This window comes from Tenacibaculum ovolyticum DSM 18103 (assembly GCF_000430545.1).
GTDB lineage: Bacteria > Bacteroidota > Bacteroidia > Flavobacteriales > Flavobacteriaceae > Polaribacter > Polaribacter ovolyticus.
On record NZ_KE387165.1, the window covers coordinates 728 to 12,347 of the forward strand.

Genomic DNA, 11,620 nt, shown 5'->3' on the forward strand with positions numbered 1-11,620 from the left:
CCGGTTGTTGTCGTTGTTACTGTTCCTGCTCCTTGACATCGTGTACTAGTTGCTGGACTAAATGCTGCAATGGTGACTGTTGGGGTTACTGTTACAATTGGCTTATCAATAAGTTCACTACTACAAGTACCGTTTGATGCAAGAATGTTATATGTTGTATTTACTATTGGAGTTACATTAAAATTAATATTACCTCCAGTTCCTGCGATTACTGAACCTACGTTACTGTCATCACTATCCAATCTTAATTGGTAATTCACACCAGAAACACTCGAGCTTAGCGTTATTGTTGCTGTAGCTCCTAAACAAATTGTATCATCACTTACAGCTAGTGTGTCATCTACAACACACAAAGTAGCACTAGTTTTTTCTCCACATGAATTATTAGCATGTTTAACTACAACGTAATACGTTTTACCATTTAAACTTGCATTTGGATTTATTCCTAAAACTGAAGTTGTAACATTACTATATGGAGATGTGTTGGTAAGTATCGTTCCTCCTGAATCTGGATCTCCGTCATACCACTGATACGTTAAACCACCAGTTGCATTATTTGGCACACTATAATTAGGTGTTCCTGTTGTGAATGACGTCGCTTGATCAGCTGATGATACAACTGTAAAACTCACTGAACTTGTACTAACAGACGTAGAAACATTGCTTGGAGCAGTATCTATATCTATATTTACTGCTAATATTTCTCCACCTACTACTCCGTCATAACTAGTTCCTAAAATTGCACCTCCAGTTGTTACTTGACCTGATGCATTAAATCCGTCTCCATCTAATATACCATCTGAATTAGTATCTACTCCTCCTGATTCTAAAACATCATTACATCCATCCTTATCTGAATCTAAATCTTGATAATCAGGTGTTCCATCATCATCTGTATCAACAGATGTACATCCTTCAACAATAACCTCTATTGCATCTCCTCCACTTCCTTCTACTCCTGTTCCTGTCCAATTAAATGTAAGTGTCGTAAATGTTCCTATTACGGCCACAGATCCAGCAGCTGTTCCTTCTAAAAGCCCCATTAGAGCTTCTGTACCTGTACTCGTTAATCCTGTTTGGTTAGATCTTCTTATAAAATTACCTTGCACTTCAAAATCATCTGTTCCTGACAATCGAGATAATGTACCCCCTGAGGTTAATTCAAATTCTAAAGAATTAGAAGTCGTTCCACTTGCCCCTCCTAATCTATCTAAATGAATTACTGGATTAGTTACTGGATCAGTAAAGGTAATTGTAACAACACCTGAACCCTTATCATCTGCGGGTAAGTCAATATCTGTTGCAGATGCATCTGGTGTACTATCCCAATTAAGATCTAATAAAAAAGAGTTTGCTCCAACTAATGAACCTGATGCTGATGTCCAAAAATCAGTCGGTCCAAAATTTGCTGAAGTACTACTTCCAAAATTATTTGCATTTCCTGAAAAACTTGTTGTTACAGTTACTCCCGTTCCACTTCCTACCGTAGATGTAAATGAAAAAGGTGCTATTGAACCATTACTCGGGTTTGTTCCTGCCCAAACTCCACTCGCTTGCCCAGTACATAAACCTTCAGCAGTATCTAATATTCCATCATTATCATCATCTAAATCAGTAGCATCATCTATACCATCACCATCATTATCCGGTAAAACCGTAACCGTAACTGTAGATGAACTACAATTGGTAGGCGCTGGCTTACATGTACTATAAAATAATGTATATACACCAGGCGCTGTTCCCGGTGCTACATTAACTGCTCCTGTACTTGTATTTAAACTAACTCCCGCATTTGTTGAACCTACTTCTACCAAGTCTACCTCTGAGACTGGAGGGTTTGTTACAGACCCTACAGTATCATTTACTAAAACGTTTGCCACTGCAACTCCTCCTGAAGTTGTAACAACAGTTCCAGAGTCACTATTTGCTATAATAACTGGAAGCCCCCCTACGCTTGACACAAATACACCTGAATCTAAGCTTTGATCACCTACATCTGCTATTGCAATTTTCATATGATAAGTAACACCAACTATTAAATTTATATTTGTTGTAAATTTTTTAGTTATTCCATTAAACTCTACGTTAATAGGCTTTGCCTGATCATTTAAACTACAAGTAGCTGAATTATTAGGGTCTGCATCATTATCAAGACTATGCCCATTATTAATATATAAAGCTGATTGTGTTAAATCTGTTGGAGTTGTCCCATCTTGTGCACAACCTTTAAACCCCGCATTTAAATTATTAATTGACACCGCATTAGAAGTACCTGGTACTATTGCTAAATTTAAGGCAGGTGTTTCTCCAAAATCATAAGTATTGTTATTATTTATATCTCCATCTGGAACTCCAGGATCAGACCCTGTGGGATCTGAAACAAAGAAACCAAATACATCATTAAAAACTGACCCAACATAATCTGGAAATTCTTCTGAACCAAATTGATACTCAACCAAAACTCCTGTGTAATTTGGTTGCGCAACAAAATCAAATTCAAAAACAACAACATCTCTATTTGCTGTTGTATTTATATTTATTAAATCTTCATCATTAAAACCAAAGCCTCCATCAAATCCTTCGGAATTATAATTATTTAGATTGTTATTATTAAAAGTTGTTGCTATAGATGCAGTGGAAAATGCAATTCCACTATCAACTTCTAAAGCAGCTCCAGCAATTCCATTTGAGAAAATACCTAACTGAGTTCCTACTCCAGAAGTTATTACAGGATTACTAATAATAATACCTGATGACTGCAACTCCGTAGCTATTGCTGCGGCTGTAGGATTTGTACTATATGTTGCTTGTGAAAAGGTTGCATTTATTTTTATAAATAAAAATAGAATGAGTAATAAAGAAAGTTTGTTTTTAAAAAAGTACTTTTTAATCATAATTTAGAGGATTAGATTAATTAATTAATTTTGGTTGTTGATTATATAAGCTATAAACAGATAGTTAATCTGTTTATGAATTAATTTTTTATTTTAAATTTTTAAGTATACTTAAACAGCTTCATTTTCTTAAAACATTAATATACATTTTGGTCTAAATAATTCTTCTTTAACAGAATAAACAAAAGACATATTATTATTTATTTTATCTTGTTAACACACCACAAAACTACTTATCAGCTCCGACACAAAGAATAACAACATTTATACTTAACTGATACACTTACTTATCTTGAAAACTATTTTCAAAAAAAACGCACCAATTACTAAAAGTTAGACTACTTAACTATTAGCTAAAAATGTTAATAAAAAAATCATTTGGTAACTGATCCCCCCATTGGAAGCAATACTCAAAATATTAACAACAATTTAACAAATAATTCGGTTAAATCCAAAAAAATATTTTTCACTAAAAAAACAAAAAAAAACAATCATCTAACAAACAAACATTTAAAATATATTCTAATAAAAAAGTGTGCCTAAATAATTACTCAATGTATTTAATAAAAAAAGTAAAACAACTTATTTTACCATAAAAAAAGTATGGTAAAACCGTAAAATTCACAAAATAGTCAACACCTATATTAAGCGAGTATTAAACCGCACAAAACAAACATAAAGGACTAACATACAGTTTGTTGCGAAATTAAATTTCTATAAAACAGACACATACACAAGCTATTTCACAAATAAATTATGACTCTTCATTAAATACTTACTACATTAATCATAATAGTAAGACACTTTTATTTGTAGCAAGTCACATAAATTAATCTTTTAGTTATTGTTAAAAAAAATAAAATCAAGTAAATAGAAATACCATAAGAAAAAACCAAAAAGAAGAGGTCATAAAATTAACAGAAAGCAAAAAAAGAGCTTTTAAACTAAAATAACAATTACCATAAGAAGTCAATACTCTTTGTTACCTACAGAAAAAGAAGTGTAATAATTTATTATTTTCAAAACGAAATTACCAAGAAGCTAACACATAATTCATGAGCAATAATAATTTGCTCTAGTAGCACTACTCAAACATCTTTTATTAAATATTTAGAAACGATTAAAAATAGTATCATTGTAAGTCATCTTACTATACAGCCCTAAAACTGAAAAGAACTACTCTTTTTCATAATACCGAAAGAGAACTGTAAAATATACTGTAATAGAAAAGACCTTAAACTTTCGTTTAAGGCCTTTTCATCTAACCAAACTTAGTATAAAAACTAACTACTACTATTTTTAATCCCATAAAACATTTTAATAAACTTCTCCTTTTAGAGTTTCCTTAAAAAAGGTTTTCATCTTACTCAGAGAAGTTATGCAAGGGGATATATCTTTTAATATTTTCTTGACATATAACTTTGTCTACATTAAATAAGACACTCTTATTTATGATAAGTCACATAAGTTCAAAAAAAAACTCAAAAAAAGTTTTTTTTGAGTTTTTAATATAAATATTTTCTTAAAATGATTCGATGTTCTGGCTTAGACTTATCGTAATCATCTACGAGTACTTCTAATATTTCTGGCTTTTCGAAACCAACCTCTAATTTTGATTTATATTTAGAGACATATAATTTATAAACTTCTTTATTTTTTTCGAATATTAAAAAATGATGTTCATTTAAGATCGAAAAACAGATTTCATTTCCTGAAAAAACTTCTGATTTATCTTTTATAAAATCAGAAAATTCGTAGTATCTAAAAACACTTTCCATATTAAACAATCTCTGCCGATAAACCTAACTGTAATAATCTTGAGCACTTAGCTTCTAAATCTTTGTACTCACCTGTTTTTACCGCGCACTTACCTTTATAATGAACTAAAACAGAACATTGCTCTGCCTGCTCTAATGTGTGATCACAAACACTTACTAGACTATCAATAACAAAATCAAAAGTATTTACATCATCATTATGTAAGATAATTTCGTGCTTTTTTGTTTCCTGAATTAAAACATCTAGCTCTTCTTGTATTTTTTCTATCGTACTCATTTATGCCGTTTTTTGATACTGCAAAGCTACCCAATTATTTCTTTTAATTGTCTTATTTAATGTTAAACCATATTTAGACACCTCTTCATCAATAATTATAATATCCTCACTATAAAATCCACTTAACAATAATACACCTGTTTTATTCAAACAACTAGTATATATCTCCATATCACTTAATAAAATATTACGGTTAATATTCGCAATAATTAAATCATATTTCTTATTTACTAATAATGATGAATCTCCTTCGAAAACAGAAATATTTTTACAACCATTTCTTTCGACGTTTTCTAATGAGTTTTCATAACACCAAGCATCAATATCAATTGCATCAATTGGCTGTGCTCCTTTCATTTCAGCAAAAATTGCTAAAATTCCTGTTCCACACCCCATATCTAACACTTTCTTATTTTTAACATCTAAGTCAAGTAAGTGTTGTACCATCATATGTGTTGTTTCATGATGCCCTGTACCAAAACTCATTTTAGGCTCAATAACAATATCATACTTTAAATTTGGGTTTTCATGAAACGGCGCTCTTATACTCACTAAATCATCAACTTTAATTTGATTAAAGTTCTTCTCCCATTCAGCATTCCAATTTGTTTGCGCTATTTCTTTGTAATTAAAGTTAATTACAAACGCTTCTGATTTTAAAATATAAACGTCTTCTAGCATATTTTCTTTCCATTCATTTTTTTGAATGTATGCTACAACTCCGTTTTCGTTTTCAACAAAACTCTCAAAACCAACTTCTCCTAACTCAGCTATTAAAATTTCTGTTGCTGGTTCTTTAGGTGTTACCTCAAAAGCATATTCTATATAAATATTATCCATTAAATCGATTTAATAATATCAATAAAGTCGTCTGCTTTTAAAGCTGCTCCTCCAATTAATCCTCCGTCTACATCTTCTTTTGAAAAAATCTCTTTAGCGTTGGCTGGTTTTACACTCCCTCCATATAATACAGAAATATTATTCGCTACTTCATTTCCGTATTCATCTTTTATAATACCTCTAACAAAAGCATGCATTTCTTGTGCTTGTTCTGGTGATGCTGTTTCTCCAGTTCCGATTGCCCAAACTGGTTCGTAAGCCAAAATTATTTTAGAGAAGTCTTCTTTTTTAAGATGAAACAATCCCTTTTTAAGTTGACTTTCAACAACCTTAAAGTGATTATTAGATTTTCTATCTGCTAACAATTCACCAAAGCAAAAAATCACTTCTAACTTATTTACTAACGCTGCATTTACTTTTTCAGCAAGAAGCTCGTCCGTTTCTCCGAAATATTCTCTACGTTCTGAATGCCCTATAAGAACTATTTTCAAACCTAAAGAAGTTAGCATATCAGCTGAGATCTCTCCTGTAAAGGCACCACTTTTTGTTTGGTGCATATTTTGTGCAGCTACTTCTATTTTAGATTTTTTTGTTCTTTTTACAGCAGTACTTAAGTTTACAAAACTCGGTGCAATAATCACCCTAGTATTATCGTCTACTTTTTTCTTGATTCCTTTCTTAATTCCCTTAATTAACTTTTTAGTTTCATCGAGGTTATTATTCATCTTCCAATTACCTGCTACTATTTTTTTTCTCAAAATTATCTTATAATTTATGTTCTTATTTTTCTTTTAACGCTGCTTCTAACCTTGGGTCAAACGACTCCATTACACTAGCTAAAGAAATAATACCTCTCTCGTTTACCACCATGTAACTTGGTACATCATTAATACCTAAACTTTTTGCGTACCCAGATTTAAGAGATGCTGGCAAGAAATAATGATCTCCCTCAATATTAAAGAATCTCTCTATTCCTTTTTTCCATTGAGGAATGGATTTATCTATTGATAAAAACACAAAAACAACATCAGGATTTTCTGCTTTTAATTTTTTAATTTGTGGTATACCTGAAACGCATTCCGCGCACCAAGAAGCACAAACTTCAAACATTACTTTTTTACCTTTATATTTCGCAAGGATTTCTTTAAAAGTAATTGTTTCTTCGTTTAATGTTAAAAATTCTTCATTTAAAACCTCTTTTGAAAAAGCGGCTGGTTTTTCTGCATTACAAGATGCAAATAAAACAAAAACAGTTAAGTATAATATTATTTTCATTGGAAAAATTAGTTTTACAACTGTTAAAAATAAGTTATTTTTTTAATATTTCAGTTATTAAATTGTCAGTTATTTTAGTTTCGTTAAAAATAATTATTTTACCATCTTCATTTAGCACTAAATAACGAGGAATCCAGCTTAATCCAAGAAACTTACAAAAATCTCCTTCCCATCCCGTTTTTAGATAATAATGTTGTCCTTTTATTCCTAACTTATCAACTGCTTCTTTCCATGGTTTTACACCTCTATCTAATGACAAAAACATATATACAATTTCTGGATTTGTCTTTTGAAGCTTCTTTAGTTTTGGCAGCCCTTTTAAACAATCTTTACACCAAGATGCCCAAATATCAATCACAATTTTTTTCCCTTTATTTTGTGTTAAAATATTTTCAAACTTAATCTCTTCGTTATTCATTGACACAAAAGTATCTTCCAATGCTTTACTCGAAAACTCTACGGGATTATAAACTGAGCAACTTAACAATAAATAGGTTGCAATAACCAATACTAAATTTTTTCTCATTTTATTTTATTTTTCACTTTCTGTGACACACTTGATGATTTGTAGAGTTTTATTTCTCCGTTTTCATCTAGTATTAAAAACCTTGGTATTGTTTTTAGTTTTAAAAACGCACCTAATTTTCCTTTTCCTTTTTTAGGAATGTAATAATGTTGCCCTGTTACCTTTATATTTTGTAATCCTCTTTTCCAATCAAAATAAGAATGATCTACTGACAAAAAAGCATATTTAATTGATGGATTTTCTTTCTGAAAAGCAATAACATCATTAAAACTATCTTGACTTACCGGGCAGTAGGTTGCAAAAACCTGTATAAACAATTGTTCACCTTTATTTTTCGCTAAAATTTCTTTTAAAGTAATTGAATCTCTATTTATAGTAACTAATTTCTCTTCTAATGCTTGTTTATCAAAAGATTTAGGCTGAAAAACAGCACAACTATTTAGTGTTAAAAACACTACAAAAAATAAAAATATTTTCATTTTAATTTAGTTTAATTCGAGGGTCTAACCAACTATAAATAACATCAACTAATATATTTATAAGAATAAATAATGTTGCTACTACTAAAACACTTCCCATTATAACAGGTAAATCAAGCGTATTTAATGAGTTTACAATTTCTTTCCCTAATCCATTCCAGTTAAAAATATACTCCACAAAAACTGCGCCTGCTAACATAGAGGCAAACCATCCTGAAATTGCTGTTACAACTGGATTAAGTGAGTTTTTAAGAGCATGTTTATAAACTACTTGGTACATCGTTAATCCTTTTGCTTTGGCTGTTCTTATGTAATCTTGGTTCAAAGTTTCTAATAAAGAGTTTCTCATTAACTGTATTACAACTGCTAACGGACGAATACCTAGTACTATTGCTGGTAATAATAAGTTTTTCCATTGAATATGAGTTCCTTCTCCAAAATCATCAACCTCAAACAAACTACCCGTCATTTCTAAACTGGTATATTCATGTAATACAAAACCAAAAAACCATGCGAATAAAATTGCCGAAAAGAAAGATGGTACACTCATACCTAAAGTACTTATTATCGCAATAACACTATCGAAAAAAGTATCTTTATATAATGCTGATAAAATTCCTAAAAAAATTCCTAATCCTAAGGCGATGACTATTGCAAAAACAGCCAGAATTGCTGTATTAGGTAATGTTTCAGAAATAACTTCTGACACATTTTTTCCGTTTTTTTGAAAAGATTGTCTCAAATACGGATATTTAACAACCACATTTATATCGTTTATCGAAAACAATTTTAATGCGTCATATTTATCTTTAGTCAAAAACGTATAATCATCAACCTGCTTGCTATGTAATGACAATAAAGAAATATCATTTAAATAATATAAATACTGTGTAAATATAGGTTTATCAAAACCATATTTTTTTCGGATATTTTTAAGTTGCTCAGTATCTTCTCGTTGATCTAACATCATTCTAGCAGGATCACCAGGCAGCACGTTAAATAAAAAGAAGATAACAGTAACAACACCAAAGAGTGTCAAAAAACCGTATAAAAATTTATTAATTACATATTGAAACATATATAACAAAGATAAAAGAAAGTGTTAAAAAAGTGTACTTTTGCTTAACTTTTACAACAACTCATGACTACACAACAATTAGTTAACGAAATTAGAAAAAAGAAATCGTTTTTATGCATCGGTTTAGATGTCGATTTGACGAAAATACCGCAACATTTATTAGAAGAAGAGGATCCTATTTTTGCCTTTAATAAAGCCATTATTGATGCTACTCATCATTTATGTGTTGCCTACAAACCAAATACAGCTTTTTATGAAGCTTATGGAATTAAAGGGTGGAAATCTCTTGAAAAAACAATAAGGTACATCAACGAAAAACATCCTGAAATTTTTACGATTGCAGATGCTAAACGTGGAGATATAGGAAACACATCAACAATGTATGCAAAGGCTTTTTTTGAAGATTTAGCTTTTGATTCTGTTACTGTTGCTCCATATATGGGAAAAGATTCTGTTGAGCCTTTTTTAGCTTTTAAAGACAAACATACAATCATGCTTGCCTTAACATCTAATCAAGGAGCTTTCGATTTTCAAACAAAAGACGTAGAAGGAAAGGAATTATATAAACAAGTTTTAGAAACTTCTAAGGCATGGAAAAATTCAGAAAATTTAATGTATGTTGTTGGTGCTACCAAGGCTGAATATTTTTCTGAAATACGTAAAATTGTTCCTGATAGTTTTTTATTGGTTCCAGGTGTAGGTGCACAAGGCGGAAACTTACAAGATGTATGTAAATACGGAATGAACAGTAATGTTGGTTTACTAATTAACTCTTCTCGAGGAATTATTTACGCTTCTAATAAAGAAGATTTTGCAAACAAAGCAGCAAACAAAGCAGAGGAATTACAATTACAAATGAGTGAAATATTATAAAAAAAGCCAAGGTTAATGACTCCTTGGCTTTATAAATAAAATACTACAATTTAAAAATATAAGCTTAAAATTGGTTTACTTAAAACAAACCAATTTTAAACTTCATTAATTAAAGTGGATTTTGAACCATATTAGGGTTTGCATCCATTTCTAACTGTGGTATTAACCATTCCCATTTAATATCTGAAGCAGGAATGTTTATGTTATTGTCAGCCAAAGCAGCAGAATGATTTGCTCCTGATCTATCTAAAGGTAAATTTAACCTTTTAAGATCTAAAAATCTAAATCCTTCTCCCCATAATTCAACTCTACGTTGAATTAAAATTTCGTCAATCAATGCAGCTCCTGCATTCGTTGATAAAGTATAATTACTATCTCTCGATACAGCTAACGTAAATAATGCAGCAGCAGCTAAGTTATCACTACCTTGTCTTGCTAAAGCTTCAGCTTCTATTAAATACATCTCTGCAGCTCTCATATGAGACACATCAACCCTACTATCTCCATTATCAACTGCAATGAATTTTTGACTTGTATAAGGCTTTCTTGCATGAGAACCTAACAAAGAAACTCCTGATGGTAAATTTAAATGCAAACCAGTTGGGTCAAATAAACCTTTTCTTACATCTGTTGCAGAAATTTTATCATATAATAATGAGTTTATAGATCTAGGGTTTCCTCTAATTGCTGATGAACTAAAGTTTCTAGACATATAAGCGCCAAAGTTACCCCATTTATCTGTCTGATCTGCTATAATATGACTTGCCCACATAAATTCAGAATTACCTTGTGAATCAATACGGAAACCTTTTGCATAAGTTGATTGACTCATTAAAGGATATCCTGCTCTAGCTTGTGCTGCCATTGTTGCAGCTATAGGCCAATTTCCTTGAGTTAATGCTACTCTTGCTTTTAATCCCATAACCACATTAGCGTTAAAATGTGATTTATATTCTCTTGAATAACTTGCTAAAGCTATTAACGCAGCATCAAGATCTATATTAACCTGACTATAAACCTCTTCCACTGTAGAACGAGCCGAGTTTAAGGTTTTCGTATCCAACTTAATAGGAATTCCTAATTGTGTATTTCCTCCACCTACAACGTATCTACTTCCATACATTTGAACTAATTGATAATGACACCAAGCTCTATAAGCTAATGCCTGACCTTTAATAGCCATTTTATCTTCTGTTAATCCTTCTGCAGCATCTACACCATTAATTAAAATATTAGCATTCGCTATTAACTCATAATAATATTGCCATTGGTACCTATTGTAATTATCAGTAGTACTCCTCCCTGAATTCCATTTATAAACAGCATTAAACCATTGTTCTCTATGTACAATTTGATCTTCACCCAAAGCATCCATATAAATATAAATTGCTCCTTGTCCAGACCTTCCTTGCGCTCCAAAATCTTTTCTATAGTATAAAGACCTGTGTATTCCATTTAATAATGACTTTGCATTATCTGTTGTAGCTACAGTAGCACTAGCAGACACTTCGTCAGTAGGTACTGTATCTAAGAACTCTTCTTCACATGAAGTGAAAAAAATCATTCCAATAACTAATAAACTATAAATATATTTTTTCAT

The 11,620-nt window shown here is 31.0% G+C and carries 11 protein-coding genes; 1 reads left to right on the top strand and 10 read right to left on the bottom strand.

The window, feature by feature from the left end; genetic code table 11:
* From H518_RS20095 to H518_RS0116405, 9 genes are all read right to left on the bottom strand, one after another.
* The coding region (locus tag H518_RS20095) for a choice-of-anchor L domain-containing protein (RefSeq protein WP_043707178.1) at positions 1–2,894 on the bottom strand (2,894 nt) is incomplete at its 3' end.
* A gap of 1,505 nt (positions 2,895–4,399) precedes the next feature.
* The gene (locus tag H518_RS0116370; protein ID WP_028890070.1) at positions 4,400–4,672 is read right to left on the bottom strand and encodes a hypothetical protein; all 273 of its coding nucleotides are present in this window, start codon (positions 4,670–4,672) and stop codon (positions 4,400–4,402) included.
* Position 4,673: 1 nt separating this feature from the next.
* A complete protein-coding gene (locus H518_RS0116375; RefSeq protein WP_028890071.1) occupies positions 4,674–4,949 on the bottom strand; it encodes an ATP-dependent Clp protease adaptor ClpS in 276 nt (91 codons plus the stop codon).
* Complete coding sequence (prmA, locus tag H518_RS0116380) at positions 4,950–5,789, bottom strand: 50S ribosomal protein L11 methyltransferase (protein ID WP_028890072.1); 840 nt, start codon at positions 5,787–5,789, stop codon at positions 4,950–4,952.
* Complete coding sequence (gene tpiA / locus H518_RS0116385; RefSeq protein ID WP_028890073.1) at positions 5,789–6,547, bottom strand: triose-phosphate isomerase; 759 nt, start codon at positions 6,545–6,547, stop codon at positions 5,789–5,791. The genes prmA and tpiA overlap by 1 nt, the downstream gene beginning before the upstream one ends.
* A gap of 22 nt (positions 6,548–6,569) precedes the next feature.
* Positions 6,570–7,064 (bottom strand): TlpA family protein disulfide reductase, encoded by a 495-nt coding sequence (locus H518_RS0116390; protein WP_028890074.1) that lies wholly within the window; start codon positions 7,062–7,064, stop codon positions 6,570–6,572.
* A 34-nt stretch (positions 7,065–7,098) separates the two neighbouring features.
* The gene (locus H518_RS0116395) at positions 7,099–7,590 is read right to left on the bottom strand and encodes a TlpA family protein disulfide reductase (protein WP_043707181.1); all 492 of its coding nucleotides are present in this window, start codon (positions 7,588–7,590) and stop codon (positions 7,099–7,101) included.
* Positions 7,587–8,069, bottom strand: coding sequence for a TlpA family protein disulfide reductase (locus H518_RS0116400; RefSeq protein WP_028890076.1), 483 nt, complete (start codon positions 8,067–8,069; stop codon positions 7,587–7,589). The genes H518_RS0116395 and H518_RS0116400 overlap by 4 nt, the downstream gene beginning before the upstream one ends.
* A 1-nt stretch (position 8,070) precedes the next feature.
* Complete coding sequence (locus tag H518_RS0116405) at positions 8,071–9,147, bottom strand: ABC transporter permease (RefSeq protein WP_028890077.1); 1,077 nt, start codon at positions 9,145–9,147, stop codon at positions 8,071–8,073.
* Positions 9,148–9,210: 63 nt separating this feature from the next.
* Here H518_RS0116405 and pyrF point away from each other — a divergent pair, with 63 nt between their 5' ends.
* Entirely contained in the window at positions 9,211–10,020 is an 810-nt protein-coding gene (gene pyrF / locus H518_RS0116410) for an orotidine-5'-phosphate decarboxylase (RefSeq protein WP_028890078.1), read from the top strand.
* A gap of 109 nt (positions 10,021–10,129) precedes the next feature.
* Here the strand turns inward: pyrF and H518_RS0116415 are convergent, their stop codons facing one another.
* Positions 10,130–11,620 (bottom strand): RagB/SusD family nutrient uptake outer membrane protein, encoded by a 1,491-nt coding sequence (locus tag H518_RS0116415; protein ID WP_028890079.1) that lies wholly within the window; start codon positions 11,618–11,620, stop codon positions 10,130–10,132.

Coding starts and splice junctions, on each gene's coding strand:
- H518_RS0116370 (WP_028890070.1), bottom strand. CDS start 4,672: ATGGAAAGTGTTTTTAGATACTACGAATTTTCTGATTTTATAAAAGAT.
- H518_RS0116375 (WP_028890071.1), bottom strand. CDS start 4,949: ATGAGTACGATAGAAAAAATACAAGAAGAGCTAGATGTTTTAATTCAG.
- prmA (WP_028890072.1), bottom strand. CDS start 5,789: ATGGATAATATTTATATAGAATATGCTTTTGAGGTAACACCTAAAGAA.
- H518_RS0116390 (WP_028890074.1), bottom strand. CDS start 7,064: ATGAAAATAATATTATACTTAACTGTTTTTGTTTTATTTGCATCTTGT.
- H518_RS0116395 (WP_043707181.1), bottom strand. CDS start 7,590: ATGAGAAAAAATTTAGTATTGGTTATTGCAACCTATTTATTGTTAAGT.
- H518_RS0116400 (WP_028890076.1), bottom strand. CDS start 8,069: ATGAAAATATTTTTATTTTTTGTAGTGTTTTTAACACTAAATAGTTGT.
- H518_RS0116405 (WP_028890077.1), bottom strand. CDS start 9,147: ATGTTTCAATATGTAATTAATAAATTTTTATACGGTTTTTTGACACTC.
- pyrF (WP_028890078.1), top strand. CDS start 9,211: ATGACTACACAACAATTAGTTAACGAAATTAGAAAAAAGAAATCGTTT.
- H518_RS0116415 (WP_028890079.1), bottom strand. CDS start 11,620: ATGAAAAAATATATTTATAGTTTATTAGTTATTGGAATGATTTTTTTC.